Source organism: Halobacillus sp. A1 (assembly GCF_024189295.1).
In the GTDB taxonomy this organism is placed as follows: domain Bacteria; phylum Bacillota; class Bacilli; order Bacillales; family Halobacillaceae; genus Halobacillus_A.
Map to the genome: position 1 here is coordinate 179,235 of NZ_JAIZEN010000001.1, position 26,934 is coordinate 206,168.

Consider the following 26,934-nt stretch of genomic DNA (forward strand, 5'->3'; position numbering starts at 1 on the left):
ATTTCCTCCTTATATGAAAAATCGTATAATTCTGATTTTTATCCATAAAAATTTTGGTCTATAAGCCCGTCCACTGAATAGCTTGAGCGACGACTAGAAAACTTATCGCTGTCAAAACCCACATGCCGAAAAGAGGCAGGTAGAATTTAACCCATGTTTGCCACTTCACCCCAGCTAAAGCAAGAGTCGCCATGAAATATCCAGATGTAGGAAATAATATGTTACCTAATCCATCACCGAACTGATAAGCAAGAATAGCCGTCTGTTTCGTAACGCCGATGATTTCAGCAAGGGGTGCCATAATAGGGATTGTTACTAAAGCCTGTCCGCTTCCTGAAGGGACGAGGAAATTGAATGCAAGCTGAATACCAAACATCCCGATCGCGCTGAATATCGAAGGGAAATTCCCGACGACTCCACCTAAACCATAAACAATCGTATCCATAATTTGCGCATCCTCCATAATAACGGCCACTGTTCGTGCCACTCCGACGATAAAAGCACCGAGTAAGACACTTTTAAATCCTTCATTGAACCCTTCACAAATCTCAGTAGCGGACAAGCCGGCGATCAAACCGACTACGATGCCCATCATGATGAATAAACCAGCCATCTCTAACATGAACCAGCTATGCTGAAGTACCCCGTAAACAAGAATCCCAAAAAATCCAAGGGCGGCTATCGAGGCGGCTTTTTGTCTGCCAGTGGCTTTAAATCGTTTTGTGTGCTGAACACCTTTATACATTTCACGCTTTTCTTGATCATCTTCGTATGTAAGGCTGAGGGTAGGGTTATGTTTTATCTTTTTGGCATATCTACTTACATATATTGCGCCGATAGCAATAATGATTAGAAATGCCGTAATACGAAGTCCGATTCCGCTATATAAGGGAACTCCGGCCAGCTGCTGCCCTAACCCTGTATTGATGGGGTTTAGAAATCCCGCGGTGAACCCTGCTGTCGTTGCGCATAAAGCGATGGCCACCGCTGTTATGGAGTCGTAACCTAGAGCGATGATGAGAGGGAGAATCACTGGTACATAGACAAGACTCAGTTCCTGGGTGCCAATCAAGCTGCAGATAACGGCAAAAACAATCATAAGCACAGGAACAACAGCTAGACTTTGGTTAGAAAAAGTCCTTGTAAGTGAATCCACAGCATTTTCAATAATTCCAGTTTTTCTTAAAACCATGAACATCCCACCGATAATGAATGTGAAAAACACGATGGTTCCTGCACTTTCGAGTCCTTTAGGAAAAGCCAGCATAAAGTCCATTAAGCTCGTGGGGTTGGATTCAACGGTCTGGAATGAGTTTGGATCAATGGTTGTTCTTCCTTCAGGGCCTTCCACTCTGTCGTACGTACCTGCTGGAACAAAGTAAGTCGTAATAGCAGCTATAGCACTGAAAATAAATAAAATGACGTAAATATGAGGCATTGTAAACCCTCTTTTTGTTGAAGGTGACGGCTCAGGTTTGTCCATCTTTGTTGAGTACTCGCTAACAACTGGTTTGTTCATTCCCATCGTGTTCATTCCTCCTAATGATTTACTTTTAAATAACATAATATGTTAGAATTGTTAACATTGTATATGAGAAAAATAGGATGGTCATTATGTAGAATGCACATAAATTAGTTGAAAATTTAGATAATAAAACCAATAGTTGGAATGGAGACCAATGTAGAGGGATTTGCCAATGGGACGCCTGCCATCCAATTAGAAATTTGCATCGTATGACCTAAAGGATTGATGAGGAATTTGGCTGAGGTTGACATCTTGGTTTATAATTGTTAAGATAAAAGTTAATTATTCATGTTCGTTTACGAATGAAAGCAAAAGTAACTTTAAAGTAACTTTCGTCTGGATTGGATTTGCAGAGCATTTATAGTAATACATTGTGGAAGTAGTTCCACGCAGGAGGTAACAATTTATGTTACAAGGTAATGTGAAATGGTTTAACGCAGAAAAAGGTTTCGGTTTTATTGAAGTAGAAGGACAAGACGATGTATTCGTTCACTTTTCTGCAATCCAGGGCGAAGGTTTCAAAACGTTAGAAGAAAACGAAACTGTTTCTTTCGAAGTCGTTGAAGGTAACCGTGGGCCACAGGCTGCTAACGTTCAAAAATAATAGTTATTAATAAAAAACCTTCCCCGGCCGGGGAAGGTTTTTTTATGCTGTATTATGGATATACGCCAAGCTTTACTAATTTTTTAGATGCAAAATATAATGTGATGAAACCTGCTGCGTACATAAGAAATGTATAAAAGATATTCCATTTGTCACTGTAGCTTACAATCTCCATAACGATGGATAAGTATTCTAAGCTTGTCATTCCTAATGTGAATACGGTCAATAATAAAAATTGATTCTTTTTTTTATACGCCAGGAAGTAGGTGAACGAGGCTCCAGCGATCGTAAAAATTCCTAAGTCGAGGAATATTGAATCTAACAGCGAGACTTTTGGCATTGGATGTACTTCCCACAACCCAAGATGAATCCCAGCCTGGTTACAAGTAACAGCGATCAGTGCCGTAATTGGAGCTGTCGTGAAAAAAATTTCTGGAGCTTTTCTATACATGTATAAACCAAAAATCCAGGGAATGATGAACCCCGCAATGATATTAAACCACATTATAATCACCTCTACATAGTATGCTGGTGCTTTTTGGTTTTTATTCGCTTTTTTTCATGCTTTGTTATTTATAAATTTTTTGATGAAAAACATACGATTAAATTAAAAAAATATCGAAAACATTTAAATAACGTATTTCTGAGAAACACCTTCCTCTGTCACCTGCTGTCATTGATCTGATTACTGGAAACGTAGGAAATAATTAATAGTGTTCAAAAACTTCTACTATGTTACTTTATAATAGATCAAAAATCAGGGAGGTAGTTTCAAAGTGTTAAAGAAAATGTTGACGGTCGGAACGGCAGCTTTATGCCTTCTAGCTTTTTCATTTCCGACACAAATCTCTGCCGATGAGAATGCACACACCGTCCAAAAGGGCGAATCCATTTATAAAATCGCTGAAAATTATGGGGTTTCTGCAAAGCAAATCCAAGCGATGAACAATAAGTCTTATGATGAAATTGTTCCTGGTGAGCAGCTGCAACTGCCGGTCACTGCCAATAATTACGAAAAAGATTTGCTCGCTCGTCTTGTTGAAGCTGAAGCTGAAGGTGAAAGCTACGCAGGGAAAGTCGCTGTTGCTACGGTTGTTTTGAACCGAGTAGAAACTGATCGTTTCCCGGATTCCATTCATGGAGTCATTTATGATGGGTATCAGTTCTCGCCGGTACTGAACGGAAGTATCAATGAGCCGGCAAGTCAGGAATCTAAAGATGCTGTCGATGAAGCTCTTGCATACCAAGGTTTCGACAATGGATCCATCTTTTTCTATAACCCGGATAAAGCACAGAGCAGCTATTTGAGCAATCAGGAAGTTACCACAGAAATCGGCAATCATGTATTTCTAAGATAAAATAGTAAAGAAGCAAGCATTCATTACGAGTGCTTGCTTTTTTATTTGTGTTGGGAAAGAGGGCAAATATCCTTGTTTTAATAATTTGTGTTAACTATGAAGCGAAGCCGATATAATGAAAATAGAACTGACTACATGATATGAAACTAAATACAGAGGTGCGTAAATGAATATATCTGAGATGAAGAGCGAACTGGCGATTAAAAGTAAACATGGAATTTCTTTTTTGACAGCAGCAGTAGTCGTATGGCTGATCATTACTGTGGTCTTTTTACTGCCTATTGAAATTACTCAGAAGAATGTATTTATGCTTTTCACTTCGGGATTAACTTTCCCGCTGTCAATCATTTCATCGAAACTATTTGATGTGGATTGGAAAGCAGAAAATCTTCCCCTCAGTGTTTTAGGATTATATTTAAATTTGGCACAGCTGATGTATTTTCCTATCATCTTTTTGGTTTTTACTAAATCTGTAGAGGATATGGCAGCAGTTTTTGCCATTATTACAGCTGCTCACCTGTTTCCGTATGGTTGGCTGTATGATGCAAAAGCGTATTCTTTTTTTTCGCCTGTGGTGTCGGTGTTGATCTTTGCTTTATCACTTACACTTTCGATTAATAACTTATGGTTAATCCCCCTTTTGATGTGTGTCGCCCTTCTTGTACTTACTACACTTTTATACAGGAGCTATAAGAGGAAATTATATCGTGAAGAAAAAACAGCCGTTTAACCATCAGGGTCGTTCTTAACTATGAACGGCCCTTTTTTCGTTGGCTGCTTAATTCTGGCTTGGGGAACAAGAAACATAGCGACAGGCTAATAAAAATCTTCTTTGGTGTTTGTATAATTTAGAGAACCACTCCTTCTGCCTTCACTACTCTATATATCGTTAATATAATATAGAGTACTCCCAATGTATTTGATGGAAGGGGGAAGAAGCATGGGAAGACGTTGTTGTAAAAAACAAAAATTAGAAAGAGAACCATCTGTATATGTGAAATTGGAGAAGGTATGTCCGAAGAAACCAAAGAAAGAAAAAGAAAAATACCCAAAGAAAAAATGCCCAGTTCCTAGAGAACTTACGAGAGTTCCTCAGGTATATACAAGGTTAAGACAAAGCTGTTCCACTATATGTGTAGTTGACTGATTCCAGGGAGGCCTTCCTCCCTGCTATATTAACGCTCCTGGTTTTTGGTAGTGTGTTATATCTCACGTGAGGGGGGTGTTCATAACTTTCTTGCTTGATGAAAAGCATGTTTGCTACTGCAACTACATATCCTACTAATATAAATTAGAAAAGTAGGGAGATGAAAGGGATGGCTTTCACATTCGGTAAAATGGAGCTGATCCATGACTTGCAGCAGGTGTTCGCGAAACATAACGTTCAGGCGATTAAAGTGAATCAATTAGGCACTTTATTTTTAGTAGAGCCAGATGGCTCCTTGAAGATAGGAGCGGGTGCGACGATCACTTCCTTTGAGTTCCAGCCTAATGAAAGAAAAGCAAGCAGGTTTAAATTGATTGATGGAGGGAGTAATAAAGACAGCAAATGATAGAAGATCAGCAAGTTAAAACAAAGGTTGTTGGGAGCCGCAACAACCTTTGTTTTTTCTGATATAATTTTCTAACGTTCTATTTATTGTTAGAACACTGAAGTTATTTAGACATATTCTTGGTTATTAAATTTTGCAGGTAGGTAAATCATTCTTACTGTCGAATAACTACATATTTTCCATGTAATGTGGCCCCAATTTAATTCAGGCAGTGTATTTTGAATTTTTTTACTGATCATCAATCAGGGTGATCTGTTTAAGCCGAGTTCTTTCTCTTGAAATTAAGATAACGCATGGTGCGCAATCATGAAACCTTTTTTCGTTGAATACAATAGCCAATGTACCAATTAAGGAAGGATTGTGATTGATGGAATCTGCTCATATTCAAACGGTCTCGTCTTTGCAAAAAAGAGGATATTTTTATGTGGAACCTGAAAGTAGGAGAATTAAGGTATATAGACTCCCGGAAGATGTTCATTCGTTTATCGGAAAACTTACTAAGTTAGCGGCAAGGAAAAATTGCGATAAAATTATTATTTACGTAAGACCACACAGTAAAGAAGAAGCGGCTGTAAAAAAATTGTACTATCAATATGAAGGGGGAATTGAAGGTTTTTTTCGAGGGAGCGATACAAAAATATATGCTGATTTCCTACAACCGTCCAGGAATGAGCCGGATCCAGCGAATGTAATCGCTCAGGTGAAAGAAATGAACATTAAACCTCAAGCTAAGGAAGAATCACTTGCTTTAGGGTATAAGATGAAGTGGGCTAAGGAAAAGAATTCGAATGAATTAGCAAACCTTTATCGTAAAGTTTTTTCGAAATATCCTACTCCTATTCACGATCCTCACTATTTAGAAAAGCTTTTAAGGGAAGATACTTATTTTTCACTTATTTATAAAGATGAGCAATTAGTAAGTGCTTGTTCAGCTGATATTTTTTCAAAATTTGAAGCAGCTGAGTTTACGGATTGTGCAACGCTGCCCCCGCACAGAGGGAAAGGTCTTCTCTCCTATCAGTATTTAAAGCTCGAAGAAAAAATGAGAGAGCTCCGCATTCGAATGATGTTCTCTTATACAAGAGCTAAATCGATGGGAATGAATATCGTAGCAGCTCGCCAGGGATTTACATATGGAGGCTGCATGATTAAGAACAGTATGATTGGCTCTGGATTAGAAGATATGAATATTTGGTATAAATCCCTTGGTGGATGAACCACAGGACAGCACTCAGCGGCTGTCCTGTTTTTACTGTGAAGATAAATTTTGGGTGGGCATAAATACGAGCCAAATGGAGATTCTAACTAAGTGTTGTAAACATTTTAGGAGCAGGTGAAGATTAATGCCAGTAAGTAATCGTGAAGCAAACTTTAAATTAAATAATCAAAACGATCGCGAACGTATGAACAGCAGGAAGCTCGGGCCTCTCCAAATTAATCATGAACGCCCGCAAAAAGGTGCCAAGGTTGCTCTGATCGGCTGGAGTATTCCTACAATTGAAGCGATCCAGCAAATTAAAAGACCCTACATTGTCATAAGCCACGAAGGTTATAAAGAATATGCTGAACAACACAAAATTCCCTTTCTTTCCTGGGATTTTGGGAAGCCTAATCATTATCAAGAAGTGTATGAACGCTCAGAGGAATTATTCGATCAATTGGTGAATATCGACGTAGGTCACACGATTTCTGTATTTGAGGAATTGGTCGAATGGGCTGGTGCCTTGAATGCACGTCTTCGAGAGGATCCTGCTGTATTTGACCACTCTATTCTTTTTAGAGACAAAGCCATGATGAAACGCAGGGCTCATTTAGGTGGATTAAAAGTTGGAGTTTTCGAAGAAGTTGAAAACAAAGAAGAGGTTCGCAGATTTTTTAAACGGGTGAACTATTCTTTATTGAAAAATCATCAAAATGAGGACGCGGACCCGATCCATTTTAAAGCGTTAAATAAAGCTGGAGCGGCTGGTCATCGTATGATTTTCTCAGAGGAAGATATTGAAAACAAACTTACGGACCAAAGCTTTCCTGGTTTAGTGGAGAGTCATCTGTCAGGGATGGAAATATCATGTGAGGTATTTATTTATAAAGGTGAAATTCTCTTCTTGAATATGACGGAATATGTGAAGCTCGGTTATTCAAGTATGGTTCCGCCTTCAGCAGAAATTGAATATTACCGGCCTTACATTCATAAAGAAGTCGAAAAGTTGATTCAAGCGTTTGATATCCAATTTGGTATGATCCATCCTGAATTTTTTATAACGGATACTGAAGAAATATACTTTGGTGAAGTAGCTTATCGAATTCCCGGAGGACATATTTTTGAATTGATTCAAAAGGTTTACGGTTTTAATCCCTTTGGCGCACATATTCTTTGCTGTGATCCACATACCACTTTAGAGGAATTAGAGGAATTTTTGCCTAAAGAGGTTAAACCTAATGGACATGCGGGCAGTTTTTTAGTCTACCCTCGAAAGAAAAATGCGACTCGTGTACAGGTTCCCAGGGATTTAGAGGAGCACCCAAGCTTTGAAAAACACACGCTTTACAAACCAACAACTGCTAAATTTCAAGATACAGACGAGGGTTATGGTAATCACTTGGGAACCGTTTTTTTTCACGGTGAAGACAGTGGAGAAATCTCTCAATTGTTAACGGATTACGTGGACTATGATTTTTATGTTTAGGAGGAAACAGGGTTATGTCAGTAAAGGTGGAAATGAATAAAGAAGAAGCATTTGACGAGGCTCTTGACCAGTTGGAGGGCGCTTACTCATTTGCTAAGTCCATGTATCAAAGTGAAGTCCTGCAAACTGCTGCGAAATTAATGGATGAGCCAGATGGGTTCTCGATTCTATACGAGAAAGCTGAAAAGTTTGAACAAGCTGGGCTTTTTCAAGATGGGCCATGGGAAGATCCATCCAAGCTGCAGGCGAACCTTGTCAAAGGATCTCTGAGATCTGGCGGGATGACTACTATATCAGAGTTGCTCAGTGAAGTGCGAATGGTTGCTATTGCTGAGGGTGAATATGATCGCGAAGGGGTTTCCAAAGAGAAGGCGCACTCTTTTTTAAACGAAGTTATGGCCTTGAATGTGGATATTCTTTTTCCAGAAGAAACAGAAGCAGCTCGAATTGAAGGGAAAGGGAAAGACAAGGACCGTATGGAAAATTTGTTTCAATTCTTATCCGATAAACTTTCCTTAGCTTCTATATCCAGTCAACTTGTTAAAGAAATTGATGAATTAGTGGCGCAGCGGCCTATTATGGTTAAGCGGACAGTAAAAATGGTCAAACATGCTGAACAATTATTAGAGACAGAAATAGACGCTTCGGACAGAGAAGCCATTCAAAAATATTTGGATGCCATCAATGGGAGAACAACAGTGTGTGATAGATGTGACGTGAAGGAATATAGGGATCAACTTAAACATTTAGATGAAGGGAAATTGAAAAAGGAAGCGCGGTCTTTTTCTCAATCAATGCATGAAACTGGACTTGTAGCTCCTTATCATATCGTTTTAGTCCGCTATCTTAACAAGCACCATCCTGAATTGCTATCAGATGCTTTAGCTTTATCAAATAAAGGTCAAGCTAATTTAGAAGAGCATTTACCCTTCGTGCAAAACCTTATTACAGTAGGCATCCATTTGCCATTAAAACAGTCCTTGTACGGTTTAACTTTGTTATTGGATCGTGGGGTTCTTTCTTCGAATCCTGTTATTCCGGGAATTCGCAGAATTATCGAATTAGACATACAGCCAACTACCCGCAAAAGTTTGTTGAACTTGGTTAATGGAAATGAAGGGCTTACAGCAAATAATATATTAGTTGCCGGAACGATCAGTGTGCTTGGGCAGCCGCTTGGGATTGGTCAAGGGATGAATCCCACCTGCCAGACAGCCCGTGGAATAAGCCTTTGGTCGCTGCATGCGCCTGGCCATCTTCTTGATTTAATAGCCAGGGCGGCAAGGGATGAAGATATTGATATAACGTTTGAAGGACAAACCATTCATTCCAAAGATTTACGTGAAGGATTAGTAGACGATTTGCACGTGGAATTAGATCCTGTTTCGTTGATTTTAGTTCCCCATTTAGACCGTATTTATTCTGAACTTGTGCGCCGCTCCAATTTTAGAGGAGAGGATGTGCATAAATGGGTTAACCCTGTTTATTATGGCAACTGGGTACCTAGAGGGTTCAGTAGTGTCATTGATCCTTTATCAGGTGCTGTTTCCGATTACCGCGGTTTTGTCCGCTTGTTTTATGCCACTCATCACCCTGATTATAATGAAGGTTATGAACTCATTTATCCAAACCCGGTAGGAATATTCATAACAGATTCGTTTGGTGGATTTCTGGGTCTCCACGCGGTGTCGATTCAGAGGGTAGCTCAAGATCAAAATGGAGACGTCCGCATTTATTTTTATAATCCGAATAATGACAGTTCTCAAGACTGGGGGCAAGGCATACAGCCAAGTGTTACAGGTTTCAATGAAATACACGGGGAATCTTCGCTGCCTTTCCATCAATTTGCTGCTCGCTTATACGCTTTCCACTATAACCAATATGAACAAGGTGATGCGTATGCAGTTGATGAACAACTTGTCGAAAAAGTAGAAACGCTGGCGAAAGAAAGTTGGGGTAGTCAGTACACATGGACTGCATTATAAGGGGATTGGAATTAATTCATCTTCAAGATCAACAACTACTTTTGAATAAAAGTATGGGATAGCGTGGATTTTAAGAAAGAAGGACGACATCATGCATGTGCATCTTGCAGATGATGCAAAACATAGAAGTACACTAATGCCGACAGGGAACTGGATGATGACTCAGAAATGGGAAAATCTTTTATTCATACACTTTCCTGTTAGAGAAAAGATTTTAAAAAGTTATATCCCTGACGTTTTACAGTTAGATGTACATGAAGGAGAAGCTTGGCTCACCATCATACCTTTTGAAGTCACTGACATGAGAATAAGAAACCTTCCTTCCGTTCCCGGACTGCGTTCTTTTTTAGAGTTGAATGTACGCACATACGTTAAACGCGATGGTGTCCCAGGGATTTATTTTTTCAGTTTAGATGCAGATAAGATGTTAGCGGTAATAGGGGCACGACTTACTATGCTGCCTTATTATTATGCGAATATGAGTATGGAGCGGGGAGGAAATACAATTTCCTTTTTCAGCAAACGAAAGGGGAAGTCTCAGGCCGAGTTTAAGGGAGAATATCGTCCTGTAGGGGAGTTGTACGTTCCTGAGCAGGGAAGTCTTGACCATTTTCTCGTGGAAAGATATTACTGCTGGACTGCCTTTGGGAAGATGTTCATTGAAGTTGGTATCTATCACAGACCATGGAAGCTTCAAAATGCTGAAGCTGAGATTCAGGTAGATCATATGGCCCCGTTCTCGTTTGTGAAAGAATTTGGCCGAAAACCGTTCTTCAGATTTTCACCATCTCTCAGGGCGCTGATTTTGCCGGTGAAATTTATAAAATAAAGGAGCTTTCTTCAATAATAGTGAAGGAAGTTCTTTTTGTTTTTGTCAAAAAATCTGCGCCTTATCTATATCGAGACCTTGTAGGCTCTCTGCTCGAATTCCAAGAAGCCATGTCCAGTACGTTTATTTATTTGTGAGTATACTGATGTGCATTTTGATAGCTTTTTGACTATATTAAATTAGGTGTGGAATTACAACAATAGTAAATTAGGCATCAGTAAAATTTAATATATTATCGAAAATGTTACTGATTTCCATTAATATAGAAGAAGAGGAAGAAATACCTGAGTCTATAGATTTACATAGAGAATACATAAAATGCGAGGGTTTTACATGTTTATGATACTTAAGGATTTAATAGGAAATGCGGCTGTCATGATGGCTGGGTTTTATGTGCTTGGAAAAATGACTAATGATCCGATCAGCATCCACTCTAATGTAAGAGAGAAGTTTAGAGTGGGGTATTTAACTGCGGCCATTGGCTTACTACTCATGCTATTTTCCATTCAAGTCACTGACCACGTCATGATAGATTTGCGACACGTACCTGTGATGATTTTAGCTTACTATGGCGGATTCATCCCGGCTATAACATCTTCTGTTCTCATTGCTTTATCAAGGTTTCTATTTGGAATTAATGAATCGGCGATTATGGCTTTCGGATTCATGATCTCTCTTGGAGTCATTATGAGTGTGATTGGCCGGTATTTTAGAAAGGGAAGGTACCGAACCATTCTGCTCATGAACATCATCAGCATGTCTATGATTACTGGCAATTTGTACGTGCTGCTTCCTGATATAGAAAGTTTTAGGGAAATCATCGTTTTCTTCTGGCTGATCGCTATTCCTACAGCTCTTTTAGCTACAGCCTTTTTCCGTGATATACAGAATTCCAAAAAAATGTTCATCAAATTCAAAAACGATGCCAAAACCGACTTTTTAACTGGACTGGCAAACGTCAGACAGTTTGATAATACGTTAAATGAATTAATTTTGGCATCAAATAGAAGAAAGGAGGATGTTTCTCTTTTATTGATTGACATTGATCATTTCAAAAATGTGAACGACACATTTGGGCATGATGCGGGTGATTCCGTGCTGAAGCAGTTGAGTGAACTTCTTCAAAGAAATGCACGCCCAACTGATAAAGTGTCTAGAAATGGAGGAGAAGAATTCTCTCTTATCCTTCCAGACTGCTCACTCAACACGGCGCTCACCATTGCGGAAAGAATCAGGCGAGCGGTAGAGGGGCATACGTTTTTGCTGCCTGACGGAAGAGAAATTAACGCTTGTGTCTCTATAGGGGCAAGCAACCTTAATGAAACTGCGTCATCTCGGGATGATATATTCAAGCGAGCTGATAATGCGTTGTATAAAGCTAAAACCACGGGTAGAAACAAAGTGTGTACGATGATTTGAGATTAGAAAAGCGTGATCTTTTCCTTTTAAAAGGAAGATCACGCTTTTTTTAACTATCAGGCTGTATGCCATGCATCAGCATTCGGATGGTGCGGTCGATTTCTTCTTCATCATCCCACTCCGCTTCTGGAAGAATTAAAAAGCGGGTGATGATGAACCCGATAATGGTAGTCATTGTGAAACGGATAATGGTTGAAGAAGGATAGTCGACAATTAAACCATCCTTTTTAAATTGGGTGACCGCTTCATCGAATTTCGGAAATATTTTTTTGATGAATATGTTTTGGAAAGACTGTTTCAATTCCTCATGAAACGCCATCTCCTGTAAAATGATTTTCAAAAGAGGAATGTTCTTTTGTACAAATTCAAACCGGTTGCGGATAATTTTTCGCAATAGTTGTTCGTAACTTTCGGATTTTTCTTTAAACACTTCGCTGACGAATTGATTGGCGAAAAAAGGGACGGTCAGTTTTATGATCCCAGGAGTCACAATAGATATTAATAGTTCTTTTTTAGTTTTGTAATGTCGGAAAATGGTTCCCTCAGCTACCCCTGCTTTTTTTGCGATTTCGCTTGTAGAAGTGGCTGCGTACCCTTTTTCAGCAAAAATCTCAATCGCCGCTTCGAGAATTTTTGCTTGTTTGGGGGTCAATTCAATTTCTTCTTCACCTGCGTTGATCAGCTGCTGCAAGTATTCTTGTTTATCCACGATAAAGATCCCCCGTTTTTATTTTTATTATAACTTTCTGTGTCTCTTTAATGCTACTATGTTTAGTAATGTGAATAAAAGAGTAAACCCAAAAAGGACAAAAACCTCAACAGCAAATGATCCAAATGCACTGCCTCGAATCATAATATCGCGAAGTGCTTCAGCTCCATACGTAAGCGGCATAATGTTTCCTATAGCGCGCAGCCAGGGATCCAGCGTTTCCAAATTAAACATTCCTGAAAAGAAAACTTGAGGGACGATGACGAGTGGAATGAATTGAATCATCTGAAATTCATTTTTTGCAAATGCTGAGAGTAACGTTCCGAGACTAAGAGCTGAAAGAGCGAGCAAGAAAGTAACTAGAAGGACATATAAGAAGTTTCCAGCCATGAACACATCCAGTGCATAGATGGAGTAAGCGGCAATAATGATGGATTGGATAATCGTAAATAAACCAAACCCTCCTAAATAGCCAATGACGATTTCCCACCTTTTCAACGGTGTGGCCAGACTTCTCTCCAGTGTTCCTTGCGTCCGTTCCCGTATAAATGAAACACCACCTACGATAAATACGAAAAAGAAGATAAAAAAGCCAATAAGAACAGGGCCGATATTATCAAAAAGCTTAATTTCTTCGGACCCGTGATAGTAATGTATTTCGGGCTCCATCTGTTCCTGTTGCGGGTTCATCTGATTCAGGGTCTGCTGCAACGCCATGTTCACAGCCCCGCTTGCGGTCGGATCGCTTCCTTCAAGTGTTAATGCAGGTTTATTTTCTTCCCATTCAAGGACTGCGTCAATTTCCTGGTTCTTCAGAGCGTCTTCAGCTTCATGTCTATCCAAAGACATGACCTCTGCTTCATTTTCTAATATTTCCACGAAACGGTCAGGCAGATCGACTGCCGCAATTTCGGGCACATAATCCCCGCTGTCGAGTACAAGCCACATTAAGGTAAGGACGAGTAATGGAGCGGCAAACATTAGCGCGAGACTTCTTTTATCGCGTCTAAACTGACGTAGAATGCGGACGATGATTGAAATAGAATTCATGATTTTCCACCTCCATAATGAAGAAAGGCCTGTTCCATCGTATCCACATGAATGGATTGCTTCAAATCTTTCGGTGATCCTTGAGCTATGACATAACCATCGTGCAAGAGTGCAAGCTCATCACATTTCTCAGCTTCATCCATTACGTGGGTGGTTACAATGATTGTTGTTCCTTCACTTTTTAATTTATTGAATTCTTGCCAGATCGACTGTCTGAGCAGAGGATCAATACCGACTGTGGGCTCATCAAGAATTAGAATTTCAGGTTCATGCACTATGGAAATGGCAAGAGAAAGTCTTCGTTTCATCCCACCTGAAAACGTGTGAACAGGTTTTTTCATATGCTTTACAAGGTCGACGATTTCCAGCACTTTTTTAATTCGTTGTTTTCTTTCGGATCGGGGGAGCCCATAAATAGAAGCGAAGTAATCGATGTTCTCATAGGCTGTTAATTCCACGTAAAGTGCATCTGATTGAGCCATAAATCCGATGTTTTTCATTTGCTTCAGAGAGGGCATTTGCGTGTCTTGGACGACAGAGGAGCCTTCAGTAGGATGCAAAATTCCGGTTATAATTTTAACAAGTGTTGTCTTTCCTGATCCTGAAGGGCCGAGTAAACCGAAAATTACTCCTTTATCAATCTCAATATTTATATCTTTTATTACCGTTTCAACTCCAAATGAATGAGCAATGTGGTTTAAACTGATCACCTTTTCCATTTTTCTCTCCTCCTAAATGAGTGATTACTCACTTATATAATACTTCTGCTTTCTTCTTTTGTAAAGTGAGTACTCACTTTTTATATTTCGATTAGTTACTTGATTGAGTTTAGAGTGATATTGCCTAATTTTCTTAAGCGCTCACTCCATAATTAGATGTAATACATATAAATAATGAATAGCAGTAAATAGTGATTAATAAAGAGAAGAAGGTGAAGGAATGAGATTTAAAGCAGTCCAAAGGCAGGAGAATATCGAACTTTTACAGTCAAACGGAGTCATATGCTCTCTATCTGATGTAAGCTGCAATGAGGTGCTCCAGCCTGGCGGACGTGCAGAAAAAGTGGTTTTCCTTGCGGATGGAACAGAAGTGACGCTGCAAGTGGTGAATGTGCTGACTACGGGTACGGCAACATTGGAGCTTGAAGATGGAACGCTGGCTTCTGGGGAATTCAGTGTTTGTGAAAGATATTTCTTGTGTGCTCCTCCTGGTACAATTATAGACTGTCAGATCACGGATTTTCGATGCTCGCTCTGTGAAACGACTTCGACGAATGGTGAAACGACCTATGAAGTTTCAGTTTTTCTTTGTCAGGATGTGAAGGTGGAAGCTAGTGTAAATGTTAACTTGGAGGCACCTTTCTGCACCCCTCGTGAACCAGACGTATCAGGGCAGTGTACGCCATTGAACCGAACTTATAAGACTCCAGTCATATATTCTTCAAAAGATGAATCTATAAGCAGCGATTTCAGTCAGAATCAAGTAGAATCTTTTTGTATCCATACTTCTCAAGTCTATGACTGGGTGCAAAATTCGGTGGAAACATCAACGCTTATTACAATTGAGCGAGTGTGTCTATATGAAGTCTTAACGGCTGGTGAGGGATGTGAAGGGATTATCGCTGGAGATTTAGTTTGTCTGCCATGTGATGCTCCGTGTGAAGAACTTCTCGTATGTATTGATGACCAGCCGTGTGCTTTAGTTTTACAAAGGACTGGGGAGGAGTGTGTAATCTGTCCTGAAGATGCGGTTACTCCACCCGCAGCTACAGTCTGTGAAATTCCTGATGGACGGGTATTGAATGTCGATCAAGCGATATTTTATCAGACGATTGAAGAAGCGGTAGAGGATGCCAACCCGGGAGATGAATTAATTGCCTTCCCTGGAGAATATACTCCGCCTTCCTTCTTAGCTATCGACAAGCCACTTACGTTGAGAGGTCTTTCTGCTGAACAGACGCGGGTGGTGTTTTCTGATAGTTTGATCAATACGACAAGTCTCAGGATTGAAGCAGATAACGTGACGATTGACGGTATTCATTTTATCGGACCTACGGCTGCTGCAGGTGACAATGCTTTATTGGCTATACCTTTTGAATCTTTCGGAGTTGTATATGAAAACATTACGATCAGTAATTCGATTCTTGAAGGAGGAAGGCGGAATGCTCTTATTCGCGCCCGAAACCTGTCTCTAGTCAATAATACGTTCATTCATACTGGGAATGCAGATTCCTTACTATTTGAAAATGCCCAAGGAGCAACGAACATTGTAGGAAACACGTTCCAGGGAGGAGCAGCGAGCCGCGCAGCGATGACATTCGAGGATGGAGCAAGCGGATTTGATGGTTCTATTGTAATAGAAGGAAATACGATGCGCAGACATACACAGTTTGTGTTGTTTAATTTGGCTGGATTTGATGACGTCTCAATATTAGTAAGAGATAATGACATCGACCATGAAGATCGAGCGGGCAGCTCGATTATATTCATCCCGGTCGATTTCACAGAAGCGACGCCGATTGTCATTGAAAACAATAGCATTATCAATCCAAATTCTGAAAGACTAGCGGTATATGTTGATTATAGATTTGGGGGCGCATCAGTTCCGGCGGACGATCAAATTCAAGTGCTCAACAATTTTCTTGATGTCGCTACACCGTGGGGTTCGCCTACAGACACTGTAGATGCGGATGTCCCGGTAGGCTACAGCGAAAATGAACCTCCAACCATGTCATTAGATGCTTTTCTTCTCAGTGGAAATATTGTAGTGCCTCAATAAAAAGAGAGCGAGTTATAAGAACAGGCAGCCGCAAATTTCGGCTGCCTGTTTTACAATTTATCTATTCTTTTCCAATATCCTGTTTCAATTCATCGAGCATGTCCAGGTTCTGAGGAGCGGAGCCCATATAATCTTCCATTTCATAGCTATCGGCAATTTCACCGCGGAATGTAAGACTGGATGGATAACCATTGGATTTCAAGTAATCTACTACACTCCATTCGTTCCAGCCTTGCATGGGTACAGCATAACTCATTCCATTCTGGTCTTTCCATGACCCGTCACCATTTGGTGCGCCAGTCAGTTCGACACCCATAGATTCAGCCATCTTTTTCGGAAGATCCGTATTGTTGACTAATCCGGAAAACTCATCAGAGGAAGGTCCGTAAGCGTAAATCGGTACATCCACTCCTGTATGAGCGGAGCTGGTCCATCCGACAAGAGCACGATCGCTGACGATATCATTAATCACATTGGCCGTTTCCTCAGCAGAGCGGATCTCTTCCACTTCTTCTTCAGTAAGTTCAAGTCCAGTGTGTTCTTGTACGACCTGTTCTATGTTGGATGCCTCTTCATTTAGTTGTTCTGCCATTTGTTCACCTGTCGCGCTGATACCTTGAACGATATCCTGCTTCACGTCATATTCTCCGTTTGATCCGACTGTCATGCCGCCAGTTTCATGGTCTCCGGCAATAACGACAAGTGTTTCTTCATCCTGTTTCGCATATTCCATTGCCTTTTCAACAGCTTTTTCAAACGCAGCCACATCATTCATAGCCCAGGCTGCATCGTGAGCATGACCCGCCCAATCGATTTGACTGCCTTCGACCATTAAAAAGAATCCATCTTCATCTTGGGAAAGAGAGTCGATTGCTGTCGACGTCATTTCAGAGAGGCTCGGTTCTTCTGTCTGTTCCCTTCCTAATTCCGAGCTTAAAGTCCCGTCTGCAAATAAACCGAGTATTTTCTCTTCGTTTTCCAAATCCATTAATTGATCTTTATTTTCTACAAAAGAATAGCCGTCATCTTGTGCTTGCTGTAAAAGGTTCTCCTCCTGCTGACCGCCTTCAGATTCTGGAAGGAAGAATTCTTTTCCGCCACCAAGCAGCACGTCGACGTCATTTTCAAGAAGCTGAGGGGCGATCGATGCTTCATTATCACGATCAGCTACATGAGAAGCGAAAACGGCAGGTGTAGCATGGGTGATTGTAGACGTGGCCACTAGTCCTGAAGATTTGCCGGCATTCTCAGAAGCGTTTAAAATACTGTCTAATTCCTCCCCATCTGGGGTAACACCGATCATTCCATTGTTGGTCTTCTCACCAGTTGCCATGGCTGTACCTGCAGCTGCGGAGTCTGTTACTTCTGTATCATTTGAATAAGTCTTCATCATCCCTTTAAGATGAGGATCGAACACTGAATCTTCTCCTTTAAACCAGCGGTAATTTGTTGCATAACCAGCAGAATAACCGTCAGGAATCATGTAGATCACATTTTTAACTTCACTAGTGTCTCCGTCACTCCCGCTGGCGTTTACTTCTTGGCCGCCGCCTAAACTGCCTCCGGCAAACAAAATAGTCGAACTTACTAACAGTGCAGCAGATTTCTTAAACATAATCGTTCTCCCTTCTGGTATGTAATGGATGATTCACTTCTAATGGTAGTCGTGTTTTGTAAACAGAACAATATAATATTGTAAATTTGTAGAAAATTAAGAAAAATAAGTATATTTACACGATTTTTGTATGATAAGAACTTACTAAACCTTCCGAAGTACGAGGGACTTTAGTTGAGGTTCTCCTAGTCTATGAAAAGAACGCTATTATCATAAAATGGTAAAGTATATAGTAATTTGGCTTTATAGCAGAAAACAGTGAACTTTGCAGGGTATTTAGATAATTCTGACTCATTCATGATATAATTTCCTAGTCAATAAATAAGGAGCCGATGAATGTAGTCATTTGCAGTCAAGTGAAACTTCAGAAGGTATCCACGGCTCGGCAACATGGTTAAAGTCTTAAAGATACTGATAAGATCATCACTTCAGAGGTTGGAGAAATGGCCGCCTTTATTTAAAAGAGAGACTTTGCAGCGACAGGAATAGGGGATCTTCATGGAATCCTTTTTGTTATAGAAGGAATTATAGGGGAATTGCTCCAATTCACCTTTTATACTGGCGCTTTATCAGGTTGTGAAGCCATGCAGGGGGAGTTTCCACAGGGGAGGGATTATTTGAGAAAGAGATTTCATTTATGGGCCTTTTATCTAACAATAGCATGTTTGGTGTTTCTATTCGAAGACCTGTACTCCGGATTCTACAACGATTGGTCCATTCGTCCGCCGATGTACATTCTATGGTTCATTTCTTTCACGGCGTTCATTTTAGGGATAAAAGGTTTTGCAAACCACCTTAATTGGTTAACAAGAGTAAGAAGCTGGATAACGGTTATAATTTCAGGCTGCCTATCCGTACTTCTTATTCTGCCTGCTTTAATCCCTTTTTCTATGGCTGAACAGCTTATTGAGTCCTCTCATTCTCCGGACAATAAATATGAGGTGAATGTATACCTTATGAATGGAGGAGCTGCTACTTCTTTTTCTGTAAAAGGGGAATGGGAAGGCCCGCTTTGGTTCAAAAAGACGGTGTATTTCAATGACAGAGTGGGTCATGCAGACGTGGAGTGGGAGGACGAGCATACGATTACGATAAACAATCGAACATTGAACTTACAGTCAGGAGATACTTTTAATAGATAAGCTACGTACCAGTGGGTTCTAAAGTGAACGAGCTATTCTCTGATTAAACTTTCGGCTATACAACTGGCGTATTGTTTAATGTAGCTGACCAAGAGGAATGAGGGAAACATTAATGGAAGAAATCCTTTCAATTTTATTAATTATAGCGCTCATTACTTCAGTTTCCATTTTGATTCAAAAAAGGAAAAAAGCAGGCGTGACGGGTGTGAAAAGTGCTCTGACCTCCATTTGTTTTTACTTGATTGCCATAACTAATCTTACAGCTTACTGGTTTGGTTTTTTAGGGATTTTCAAGTGGACACTTACGATAATTCTACTAATTGCGGGTGCTTATTTTACTAAGTACCTGGCGCCTGCTGCAGCGTAATGGCCGGCATTAAGGAGGTTATTATATGGAAAAAGAAAAGAAAACTAATTATTTGCTTATGGGTATTGGGAACTTAGGTAATCTGCTGATCGGTTTAGCTGCGATGAGATTAACAAGTCTGCTTGATGATTCTACGGGTTACGGGCTGGCTTTCGCTGGATTCTTATTAGTGATCATTTATCAAGATTATTTGGAAAAGAAAGTAGGAATTCAAAATAGGGAACGTTACATAAGCCGCGGGATTCTTGTCATAGTATTTACTGTTTTAGCTTTTGTTCTATATTCTCCGATCTAAAGATTATATAGTTATGTCAAACAATGAGTGCATCTACCCTTTGCAAGTTATTTCTCTAAGTTGTGTAGGAGTTGATCCTAAGTGGAATCACTTTCCTTGCTGCTGTCTGGAGTTGCAGTGATATATTTAATTTATAACAATATAAAAACGTTCGAAACGCTCAATATACGACAGGGAATAGGGGTTGGATTTTCTTTTCTTCTTACAGCTCTTATTGGGTTTGTAGCCATTTATTATGGAGGGAATTGGCTGATTGGCCAGATTGCCTCAGGCTGGTTGAGGATGCCGCTTTTTATCCTGATTGTAGTTATAGTCATAGGTGGTCTGCGTTATTTGTTGCATAAACTCTTTGAAAGAATAAGTGGTGGAGTGTTTCACTCTTAATAATAAGAATAAACTCCAAGCCTTCAGGTCTGATGAACACCTCAGTCCTGGAGGCTTTTTGTGTTGCTTCAGAAACTGACGAAATAAAGGTTCAATACGTATTGTATAGAACAGCTAAAAATATTCTGATAATTCATACAAGTTAACTAATGACAAACTATATAATTTGTCTTACGATTATATATAACAGTAAATGTTAACTTTAATGACATTTAAATTAATTAAAGAGTAATATGTCATAAAACATAACATGGATGATTTCGGGAACGAAACTATTTAATAAAGGAGAAGCGCTCCATGGAAGATATCCACGTGATACTTAAAGAAATGACGGAAGCTGGTATTGATGGTGTTCTGGCTACGATTATAGAGGTCGAAGGTTCTGCCTATAAGAAGGAAGGCGCATCGATGGTTTTTAAAAAGGACGGTACTCAAGTAGGGATGTTGAGCGCAGGCTGTTTAGAAGAAGATTTAGCTGCGAGAATCGAGCATAATCATTTAGGGGGAAAAACGGAAACGCTTATCTATGATATGAGAAGCTATAACGAACTATCATGGGGAGAAGGGTCGGGATGCAACGGAGTGATCCACGTTTTGGTGGAACCGGTGACTGTGGAATTGATCCAAACGCTGCAGCGAGTAAAAATCTGCTTAGATGAAAGGGAATCTGTCACCAGGGTGAAGTTTTTAAACTCATCCAGTAACGAACGTGATTGTTTCATAACTGAAGGCCGGGAAGTATTCGGCGGTGTGGTCGAAGATCTCCCGCTTCTCCTGCCTTTAGTAAAAAAAGTTAATCCAGGAAAACAGTCTTTGACCCATAGTGACGATGTGTTCGTGCAGAGATATGAACCAAAACCTCGCTTATTTGTATTCGGTGCTGGTAAGGACGCTATGCCTCTCGTCAGCTTCGCTGGAAAATCGGGCTTCTCTGTTACCGTTTCTGATTGGAGGCCTGCTCTTTGCAATAAGGCAAATTTCCCTGACGCTGACTGTATTCTTCGAGGTTTTCCGAACGAATTGATGCCGGACTTGAATGTGACACCTGACGATTATGTCGTGGTTCTGACTCATAATTTTCAAAAGGATAGAGAAATCATCTCTTACCTTATCGATAAGGAACTTCGTTATTTAGGAATTTTAGGTTCTGAAAAACGGACGAAGCGGCTGCTTGGCACTCGAGAAGTTCCCTCCCGCATTACTTCTCCTATCGGGCTTTCCATCCATGCGAAGGGGCCGGAAGAGATTGCGATCAGCGTCGTGGCCGAGTTGATTCATCTCAAAAACTCTTCAAAGTTAAAAAGGAGGCCTGCCCGTGAAACCTCATAAAATCTGTGGAGTCATTTTAGCGGCGGGAAAAAGCAGTAGAATGGGCAGGAATAAGCTTGCCTTACCCTTTGAAAGAACGACGATTGGCGGCCATACACTGCAGACGGCTCTTGACTCACGTTTGGATCACGTATTTCTTGTGACGAAGGAAGATGATGAGTTGGAATGGCTTACTGATAAGATTCTTCGGTCATCAAAATGGTCCCAAGTGAAATGCAGAGAGGCTCATCTCGGCCAGGCTTATTCCTTAAGGTGCGGAGTCGAATCGGCACATAAAATGAACGCTTTAGGGATGCTAGTAATGCTGGGGGACCAGCCTTTAATAAAGGTGGAAATGATAAATTCATTACTCGAATGTTTCCGGGTTGCTTCTCACCTCCCCTATGCAGCTTCTACATATGAGGGGCGCATCCAGCCGCCTATCCTATTTTCTTCAGATTTATATCCAATGCTTCAAAAGTTAGAAGGAGATCAAGGAGCAAGAAGCGTGTTACGCAATCAATCGATAACCAATGGGATAACGATTGATTTCAAAGAAGGGAGCTGCTTCTATGATATTGATACTGAGGAGGATTATGAATGGTTAACGAACATGAGCCGCTCATGAGCGGGAAACCTCCAACTTTACCTGTACCCACGAAGATTTGGCGGCCCTCCGACCTGTCAGAAGCCTGGGAGTTAAAAAGGCGTTATGGGTCTGAGGCGTGTTATATAACAGGCGGGACTTTGATTCAACTTCAAAGGGAGCAAGGGACGCCACTTGCTGAGCATTTAATCAGCTTAGATAAAATCAATGTATTGGAAGGTTTTGATCAATTAGAAGATGAAGGACAATTCAAGTTGCGTATAGGTGCTTTAACTACTCTGTCCGACTGTCACCGTAATGTATTCATTGAAGAATATTGGCCGATTCTGGCAGAGGCGATCAGGCATGTCGCTTCTCCAGCTGTTAGGAATCGAGCAACAATTGGAGGCAATGTCTGTTATCAAGTAGGGGATGTTATTCCAGCGTTAATGGTTTTGGAAGCGGAAGCAGTTTCATTTGATGGCACTACTTATCTCAGAAATGATATAGCAACGTACATACAATCAGTAAACGGTAAGGACCATCCGATTCTCACATCCATAACTTTACCTGAACCGCCTGTATCTGCACAAGTCCTATCTTTTTTTAAAAAGGTGGGGCGCAGGGAAGCTTTTATCCCTTCAATTGTAACAGTGGCATGCTATACATGTATCAATGAGTCTGGCGAAGTGGAATATATTCGATTGGCTGCCGGAGGAGGGACAGCTTCTCCTAAACGTCTATACGAGAGTGAACGTTTTTTACAAAAAAAAGTGTTAGTCGAAGAGGATCTTGGACGCTTATATGATTTGGTCCTGCAGGAGTACGTTCCAGCAAGCGACCCATTCACCACAGCTGAATATCGTAAAACTGTAGCGGCGAACGTTATTGTCTCCGAGTTCGAGAAGCTTATCCAATGAAGGTGCAGATTACCGCCTTTATAAATGAAGGGAGAATGTATCTTGCAGCAGATGAAAGCATCTGAAAAAAGAAACAGGAAGCGGCCGGATGGGCCAGATAAAGTTACAGGCCGGTTAAATTACTTAACCGATCTTCATTTCCCGCATATGCTCTATGGAAAAATAAAACGGAGCGCTTATCCGCATGCCAGAATCCTCTCTATTCATACGGAAGAAGCGGAACAACTACCTGGAGTCCGTGCAGTAGTCACTTTTAAAGATGTGCCGGGTCTGAATGCTTTTGGCATCGTGACTCCTGATCAGCCGGTACTTTGTGAAGACACCGTACGCTACGTTGGAGATGCTGTCGCTGCTGTTGCCGCTGATACGAAAGAAATGGCGGAGCATGCTTGCTCTTTAATTGCAATAGAGTACGAACCTCTGCCGGTAGTAGATGATCCGGCTGAAGCGCTAGGTGCTGCTACACCAAAGCTTCATCCAGATGGTAACCTTCTTCATAAGGCACACTTTTATAAAGGGGATGTTGATGATGCTTTTCATAAATGTACAGAAATAGTAGAAGAAACGTATCAAGTTCCACGGCAGATGCACACCTATATGGAAACAGAAGGTGGTGTGATTGTGCCTGAACCTGATGATACGCTTACGGTTTATGTAGGGACGCAGCACGGCTACAAAGACCGTTTCCAATTGTCGAGAATCTTAAATATGCCGGAGGAGAAGATTCGGATCGTCTCTAGTCCCATGGGTGGCTCTTTCGGTGGAAAAGATGAATTGAACATTCAGCCATATGGAGCATTGTTAGCCCTTGCTTCAGGGCGGCCGGTAAAAATCCATCAGACGAGACAGGAATCTGTGATTTCTGGACTGAAGCGCCATCCGATGCGCATTACGATGAAAACGGGGGTCGCCGCTGATGGGAAGATTATTGCTCATAAGGTCGACATACTTGCAGATACAGGTGCTTATTCTACGCTTGGTCCGGCCATTCTTGAATTTGCAGTCGAACACTCGACAGGACCTTACGTGATCCCGAATGTGAAAACGGAAGGTGTGTCTGTTTTTACGAATAATGGGGTAGCTGGAGAGTTCCGCGGGTTCGGCGGTAATCAAGTCACCTTTGCTTTAGAAGGACAAATGGATCGGCTGGCGTATAGATTAGATGTTGATCCGCTTGAATTTCGCAGGCATAACCTTCGGGAAACAGACGAAATCGGACCGATTGGACAACGAATAGCCTCTACAGATGGAGCGTATCAAGTACTTCAATCCATTAAAGAGCACCGACAGTTGAAAATAAAAGAGGAAAATGAGATGCCGGACAAGTGGAAGGTGCGTGGAATTGGTACAGCTATCACGATGCATGGCGGAGGGCTCGGATATGGGCGTTTAGACCCTGCAGGAGGAAGACTTTGTTTAAAAGAAAGCGGAAAAATCGAAGCGGCTTTCGGATTTGAAGAAGCCGGCCAGGGAATTTTAGGAGTGATCGAGACGATTGTAACGGAAGAACTGGGATGTTCAGTATCAGATCTATCGGTTGTGATCGGGGACACGTCCCTTGTGCCTTCTTCAGGATCGACGACGGCTTCACGAGGAACGAGCATGGTCTGGCATGCGCTGCAGAAGATGAAGGAACCTTTTTGCAAGCTGCTGATAGAAAAGGGAGAAGCTTTAACGGGTGTAGAAGGCCATCGACTGCAGACAGGTAAAGGCGGCCTCGTTGTTACAGCTCATGATGGAGAAGAAATTCCCATCATCACCTATGAAGAATTAGCTCAGCAAAGCACAGAAGAAGAGATGACTACATCCACGAACTTTGATTTTCCCACCACCCCCGATCCAATTGATTCTGGTCACTTTTTATATACGTTTGGAGCGGTTCTGGCTCAGGTGGAAGTCGATCTGTTAACTGGAAAGGTAAAAGTGATCGATCTTGATCAAGCAATTGCAGCGGGCCCGGTTGTCAACTACCTCGGGTACAAGGGGCAAATTGAAGGGGGAGGCGTCATGTCCCTCGGTTATACACTGCTGGAAGATGCTTTGATGTCGGAAGGCGAGTATATGACCCAGAACTTAGATGCTTACCTGATCCCTGGCATAGGGGACGTTCCTTTTACTATGAAAGTAGAAGCTATCGAAACATTGCCAGAAGACGATCCTTATGGTCCTCGCGGTGTCGGGGAAATCGGCAGTGTAGCCGTAGCGCCAGCTATAGCCAAAGCGATTCAAGAAGCTGTCGGTTACTGGGTGCGTCGTCTTCCCGTATCTTCAGAAGAGGTTTTAGCGGAAGTAAGTAAGAGGAGGATCAATCCATGGACAAAAGCGATGCAGTAAATGTGCAAACAGAGAATGTGCCGGTCATCGACCTGAATCTTACAATCAATGAAAATCCGGTAAAAGTGCAGGTGGAGCCGACTGCAAGGTTAGTCGATATCCTGAGGGATGAATTGCAGCTGACAGGTACTAAAATTTCCTGTGGAATCGGCCGCTGCGGCGCATGCTCCGTCATGATTGATGGACAGCTTGTCAACGCGTGCCTCACGATGGCTTACCAGGCAGATCAAACGTCAATTACGACGATCGAAGGAGTCAGCAGAGACCAGGAGATGGATCCGATTCAAAAAGCATTTTTGGAAGAAGGAGGATTCCAATGTGGCTATTGCACGCCAGGCATGGTCATGGCGGTGAAAGTTCTATTAGAAGAAGTACCTGTCCCAACAGAAGAGGACATTAAAATGGCGTTATCCGGAAATCTCTGTCGATGTACCGGATATGGCGGCATCATCCGTGCTGTTCAGAGAATGGCAGCAGAAAATAGTGAAGTACGTTAGTAAGACTCATGTTTTTTGTTGATTTTTCATTGGAAAGGGCAGGGCACGACGATTCTCCTGCGTATACCTTTTGTAGGCTGACATTGCACTAATTTTCCGCTGAATTAATGCCAACGTATATCATCAAAAGACTGAATATTTAAAAAATAAGGAGGTAAATGGAATGATCAATGAGAGGTACTCTGGAAAAGCTTTCAATGAAAAGTTCTTAGCTCGGCTCACGTCCAAACAAGTGAAAGAGTTGGACAAGGAAGATGCACTCGTTGTACTGCCCATTGGCGCTATAGAGCAGCATGGACCGCACATGCCGGTTTATACAGATACTCTTATCGGAGAAGGGCTGCTGGCTCAGACATTTGAACATTTCACAAATGAGCAGAATATTTGGATGCTGCCCCCGCTGCCGTATGGAAAAAGTACAGAGCACCTCGGAATGACAGGGACAATGACGTTGTCAGCTTCTACTTTACAGGCCGTTGTCAGTGATATTGCTGAGAGTGTCAAAGAGAGCGGGTTTCGCCGCCTTGTCCTTTTTAACTCTCACGGAGGCAATCACGACTTGTTGAATATGGTATCACGTGAAATCAGGATCCAGACAGGGCTAATGGTGTTTCGACTGAATTCTTCAGAGGGTCATGGATTAGATGGGGTAGTATCTGAAAAAGAAAAGAAATTCGGTATTCATGGCGGGGAAGTAGAGACTTCGATGGTACTCGATTTCAAACCCGACTGGGTAGATATGAAGAGGAGCCCGATTGATTTTGTTGAACTTCCCGAAGATAATCAACACTTGTATTTAAAAGGAGGCTGCTATTTCGCCTGGGTCATGGATGATATTTCTTATACTGGGATGGCTGGAGACGCTACTAAGGCCACTCGGGAAAAAGGAATAAAAATCAATGCCAGAACAAGTGAGTTTCTTGCAGAAGTCTTTGAAGAAATGAGCCGTTTTGAAATCGAGGATCTAAAAAAACAACCGGTGAGATAAG

At 41.3% G+C, this 26,934-nt stretch carries 26 protein-coding genes; 20 read left to right on the forward strand and 6 right to left on the reverse strand.

All coding sequences use genetic code 11. The features are described from left to right. Nucleotides 1-58 precede the first annotated feature (58 nt). A complete protein-coding gene (locus LF817_RS00890; RefSeq protein ID WP_371924987.1) occupies nt 59-1,438 on the reverse strand; it encodes a YfcC family protein in 1,380 nt (459 codons plus the stop codon). A 493-nt stretch (nt 1,439-1,931) separates the two neighbouring features. On the opposite strand from LF817_RS00890, the gene LF817_RS00895 reads away from it, so the two are divergent. Next, entirely contained in the window at nt 1,932-2,129 is a 198-nt protein-coding gene (locus LF817_RS00895; protein WP_253933871.1) for a cold-shock protein, read from the forward strand. Nucleotides 2,130-2,181: 52 nt separating this feature from the next. Here the strand turns inward: LF817_RS00895 and LF817_RS00900 are convergent, their stop codons facing one another. Then, nucleotides 2,182-2,634, reverse strand: a complete 453-nt coding sequence (locus tag LF817_RS00900) for a hypothetical protein (RefSeq protein WP_253933872.1) — start codon at nt 2,632-2,634, stop codon at nt 2,182-2,184. Nucleotides 2,635-2,905: 271 nt separating this feature from the next. Here LF817_RS00900 and LF817_RS00905 point away from each other — a divergent pair, with 271 nt between their 5' ends. From LF817_RS00905 to LF817_RS00940, 8 genes are all read left to right on the forward strand, one after another. Next, on the forward strand, nt 2,906-3,487 hold the full coding sequence (locus tag LF817_RS00905; RefSeq protein WP_253933873.1) for a cell wall hydrolase: 582 nt from the start codon (nt 2,906-2,908) through the stop codon (nt 3,485-3,487). A gap of 166 nt (nt 3,488-3,653) precedes the next feature. After that, nucleotides 3,654-4,217, forward strand: a complete 564-nt coding sequence (locus tag LF817_RS00910; RefSeq protein ID WP_253933874.1) for a DUF7010 family protein — start codon at nt 3,654-3,656, stop codon at nt 4,215-4,217. Between the two features lie 586 nt (nt 4,218-4,803). Further along, nucleotides 4,804-5,040: a hypothetical protein gene (locus LF817_RS00915; protein ID WP_253933875.1), complete on the forward strand. Its 237-nt coding sequence runs from the start codon at nt 4,804-4,806 to the stop codon at nt 5,038-5,040. A gap of 367 nt (nt 5,041-5,407) precedes the next feature. Further along, nucleotides 5,408-6,256: a putative beta-lysine N-acetyltransferase gene (gene ablB, locus LF817_RS00920; protein ID WP_253933876.1), complete on the forward strand. Its 849-nt coding sequence runs from the start codon at nt 5,408-5,410 to the stop codon at nt 6,254-6,256. Between the two features lie 127 nt (nt 6,257-6,383). Beyond that, a complete protein-coding gene (locus LF817_RS00925) occupies nt 6,384-7,727 on the forward strand; it encodes an ATP-grasp domain-containing protein (RefSeq protein WP_253933877.1) in 1,344 nt (447 codons plus the stop codon). Between the two features lie 14 nt (nt 7,728-7,741). Continuing rightward, nucleotides 7,742-9,712 (forward strand): hypothetical protein, encoded by a 1,971-nt coding sequence (locus LF817_RS00930; protein WP_253933878.1) that lies wholly within the window; start codon nt 7,742-7,744, stop codon nt 9,710-9,712. A gap of 91 nt (nt 9,713-9,803) precedes the next feature. Beyond that, on the forward strand, nt 9,804-10,541 hold the full coding sequence (locus tag LF817_RS00935; RefSeq protein WP_253933879.1) for a YqjF family protein: 738 nt from the start codon (nt 9,804-9,806) through the stop codon (nt 10,539-10,541). Nucleotides 10,542-10,874: 333 nt separating this feature from the next. Continuing rightward, nucleotides 10,875-11,960, forward strand: coding sequence for a GGDEF domain-containing protein (locus LF817_RS00940; protein WP_253933880.1), 1,086 nt, complete (start codon nt 10,875-10,877; stop codon nt 11,958-11,960). A 49-nt stretch (nt 11,961-12,009) separates the two neighbouring features. On the opposite strand, the gene LF817_RS00945 is transcribed toward LF817_RS00940, so the two are convergent. The 3 genes from LF817_RS00945 to LF817_RS00955 are packed head-to-tail and all read right to left on the reverse strand — an operon-like array spanning nt 12,010 to nt 14,438. Beyond that, a complete protein-coding gene (locus LF817_RS00945; protein WP_253933881.1) occupies nt 12,010-12,669 on the reverse strand; it encodes a TetR/AcrR family transcriptional regulator in 660 nt (219 codons plus the stop codon). A gap of 27 nt (nt 12,670-12,696) precedes the next feature. Beyond that, entirely contained in the window at nt 12,697-13,719 is a 1,023-nt protein-coding gene (locus tag LF817_RS00950; RefSeq protein WP_253933882.1) for an ABC transporter permease, read from the reverse strand. Then, nucleotides 13,716-14,438: an ABC transporter ATP-binding protein gene (locus LF817_RS00955; protein ID WP_253933883.1), complete on the reverse strand. Its 723-nt coding sequence runs from the start codon at nt 14,436-14,438 to the stop codon at nt 13,716-13,718. Before LF817_RS00955 ends, LF817_RS00950 begins: the two co-directional genes overlap by 4 nt. A 220-nt stretch (nt 14,439-14,658) precedes the next feature. Between LF817_RS00955 and LF817_RS00960 the strand changes: the two genes are divergently transcribed. Continuing rightward, the gene (locus LF817_RS00960; protein WP_253933884.1) at nt 14,659-16,497 is read left to right on the forward strand and encodes a BMQ_0737 family morphogenetic spore coat protein; all 1,839 of its coding nucleotides are present in this window, start codon (nt 14,659-14,661) and stop codon (nt 16,495-16,497) included. Between the two features lie 61 nt (nt 16,498-16,558). Here LF817_RS00960 and LF817_RS00965 read toward each other — a convergent pair whose 3' ends face one another. Beyond that, a complete protein-coding gene (locus tag LF817_RS00965) occupies nt 16,559-18,112 on the reverse strand; it encodes an alkaline phosphatase (protein WP_371924980.1) in 1,554 nt (517 codons plus the stop codon). Between the two features lie 617 nt (nt 18,113-18,729). Here LF817_RS00965 and LF817_RS00970 point away from each other — a divergent pair. The 10 genes from LF817_RS00970 to LF817_RS01015 all read left to right on the forward strand — a co-directional run bounded on the left by LF817_RS00970 (nt 18,730) and on the right by LF817_RS01015 (nt 26,933). Further along, nucleotides 18,730-19,254 carry a DUF5412 family protein gene (locus tag LF817_RS00970; RefSeq protein WP_253933885.1) on the forward strand — a complete coding sequence of 175 codons (525 nt, stop codon included), beginning with the start codon at nt 18,730-18,732 and terminating at the stop codon, nt 19,252-19,254. Between the two features lie 112 nt (nt 19,255-19,366). Next, nucleotides 19,367-19,621, forward strand: a complete 255-nt coding sequence (locus LF817_RS00975; RefSeq protein WP_253933886.1) for a hypothetical protein — start codon at nt 19,367-19,369, stop codon at nt 19,619-19,621. A 25-nt stretch (nt 19,622-19,646) separates the two neighbouring features. Then, the gene (locus LF817_RS00980; protein ID WP_253933887.1) at nt 19,647-19,916 is read left to right on the forward strand and encodes a hypothetical protein; all 270 of its coding nucleotides are present in this window, start codon (nt 19,647-19,649) and stop codon (nt 19,914-19,916) included. An 81-nt stretch (nt 19,917-19,997) separates the two neighbouring features. After that, nucleotides 19,998-20,300 (forward strand): hypothetical protein, encoded by a 303-nt coding sequence (locus LF817_RS00985; RefSeq protein ID WP_253933888.1) that lies wholly within the window; start codon nt 19,998-20,000, stop codon nt 20,298-20,300. 297 nt (nt 20,301-20,597) lie between these two features. Then, nucleotides 20,598-21,629 carry an XdhC family protein gene (locus tag LF817_RS00990; RefSeq protein ID WP_253933889.1) on the forward strand — a complete coding sequence of 344 codons (1,032 nt, stop codon included), beginning with the start codon at nt 20,598-20,600 and terminating at the stop codon, nt 21,627-21,629. Then, nucleotides 21,616-22,236, forward strand: coding sequence for a nucleotidyltransferase family protein (locus LF817_RS00995; RefSeq protein WP_253933890.1), 621 nt, complete (start codon nt 21,616-21,618; stop codon nt 22,234-22,236). Before LF817_RS00990 ends, LF817_RS00995 begins: the two co-directional genes overlap by 14 nt. Continuing rightward, complete coding sequence (locus LF817_RS01000) at nt 22,209-23,114, forward strand: FAD binding domain-containing protein (RefSeq protein ID WP_253933891.1); 906 nt, start codon at nt 22,209-22,211, stop codon at nt 23,112-23,114. The genes LF817_RS00995 and LF817_RS01000 overlap by 28 nt, the downstream gene beginning before the upstream one ends. Nucleotides 23,115-23,165: 51 nt before the next feature. Further along, nucleotides 23,166-25,448 (forward strand): xanthine dehydrogenase subunit D, encoded by a 2,283-nt coding sequence (gene pucD, locus LF817_RS01005; RefSeq protein ID WP_253934266.1) that lies wholly within the window; start codon nt 23,166-23,168, stop codon nt 25,446-25,448. Then, complete coding sequence (locus tag LF817_RS01010; RefSeq protein ID WP_253933892.1) at nt 25,427-25,945, forward strand: (2Fe-2S)-binding protein; 519 nt, start codon at nt 25,427-25,429, stop codon at nt 25,943-25,945. The genes pucD and LF817_RS01010 overlap by 22 nt, the downstream gene beginning before the upstream one ends. Before the next feature lie 163 nt (nt 25,946-26,108). Then, nucleotides 26,109-26,933: a creatininase family protein gene (locus LF817_RS01015; protein ID WP_253933893.1), complete on the forward strand. Its 825-nt coding sequence runs from the start codon at nt 26,109-26,111 to the stop codon at nt 26,931-26,933. The last annotated feature ends 1 nt before the right edge of the window (nt 26,934 follow it).

What these genes read in the sequence shown, in the direction of transcription:
- LF817_RS00925 (WP_253933877.1), top strand. Translation starts at nt 6,384, where the DNA reads ATGCCAGTAAGTAATCGTGAAGCAAACTTTAAATTAAATAATCAAAAC.
- LF817_RS00965 (WP_371924980.1), bottom strand. Translation starts at nt 18,112, where the DNA reads ATGTTTAAGAAATCTGCTGCACTGTTAGTAAGTTCGACTATTTTGTTT.
- LF817_RS01000 (WP_253933891.1), top strand. Translation starts at nt 22,209, where the DNA reads ATGGTTAACGAACATGAGCCGCTCATGAGCGGGAAACCTCCAACTTTA.
- LF817_RS00910 (WP_253933874.1), top strand. Translation starts at nt 3,654, where the DNA reads ATGAATATATCTGAGATGAAGAGCGAACTGGCGATTAAAAGTAAACAT.
- LF817_RS00975 (WP_253933886.1), top strand. Translation starts at nt 19,367, where the DNA reads ATGGAAGAAATCCTTTCAATTTTATTAATTATAGCGCTCATTACTTCA.
- LF817_RS01010 (WP_253933892.1), top strand. Translation starts at nt 25,427, where the DNA reads ATGGACAAAAGCGATGCAGTAAATGTGCAAACAGAGAATGTGCCGGTC.
- LF817_RS00890 (WP_371924987.1), bottom strand. Translation starts at nt 1,438, where the DNA reads ATGCCTCATATTTACGTCATTTTATTTATTTTCAGTGCTATAGCTGCT.
- pucD (WP_253934266.1), top strand. Translation starts at nt 23,166, where the DNA reads ATGAAAGCATCTGAAAAAAGAAACAGGAAGCGGCCGGATGGGCCAGAT.
- LF817_RS00935 (WP_253933879.1), top strand. Translation starts at nt 9,804, where the DNA reads ATGCATGTGCATCTTGCAGATGATGCAAAACATAGAAGTACACTAATG.
- ablB (WP_253933876.1), top strand. Translation starts at nt 5,408, where the DNA reads ATGGAATCTGCTCATATTCAAACGGTCTCGTCTTTGCAAAAAAGAGGA.
- LF817_RS00980 (WP_253933887.1), top strand. Translation starts at nt 19,647, where the DNA reads ATGGAAAAAGAAAAGAAAACTAATTATTTGCTTATGGGTATTGGGAAC.
- LF817_RS00930 (WP_253933878.1), top strand. Translation starts at nt 7,742, where the DNA reads ATGTCAGTAAAGGTGGAAATGAATAAAGAAGAAGCATTTGACGAGGCT.
- LF817_RS00955 (WP_253933883.1), bottom strand. Translation starts at nt 14,438, where the DNA reads ATGGAAAAGGTGATCAGTTTAAACCACATTGCTCATTCATTTGGAGTT.
- LF817_RS00915 (WP_253933875.1), top strand. Translation starts at nt 4,804, where the DNA reads ATGGCTTTCACATTCGGTAAAATGGAGCTGATCCATGACTTGCAGCAG.
- LF817_RS00940 (WP_253933880.1), top strand. Translation starts at nt 10,875, where the DNA reads ATGTTTATGATACTTAAGGATTTAATAGGAAATGCGGCTGTCATGATG.
- LF817_RS00895 (WP_253933871.1), top strand. Translation starts at nt 1,932, where the DNA reads ATGTTACAAGGTAATGTGAAATGGTTTAACGCAGAAAAAGGTTTCGGT.
- LF817_RS00950 (WP_253933882.1), bottom strand. Translation starts at nt 13,719, where the DNA reads ATGAATTCTATTTCAATCATCGTCCGCATTCTACGTCAGTTTAGACGC.
- LF817_RS00960 (WP_253933884.1), top strand. Translation starts at nt 14,659, where the DNA reads ATGAGATTTAAAGCAGTCCAAAGGCAGGAGAATATCGAACTTTTACAG.
- LF817_RS00900 (WP_253933872.1), bottom strand. Translation starts at nt 2,634, where the DNA reads ATGTGGTTTAATATCATTGCGGGGTTCATCATTCCCTGGATTTTTGGT.
- LF817_RS01015 (WP_253933893.1), top strand. Translation starts at nt 26,109, where the DNA reads ATGATCAATGAGAGGTACTCTGGAAAAGCTTTCAATGAAAAGTTCTTA.
- LF817_RS00990 (WP_253933889.1), top strand. Translation starts at nt 20,598, where the DNA reads ATGGAAGATATCCACGTGATACTTAAAGAAATGACGGAAGCTGGTATT.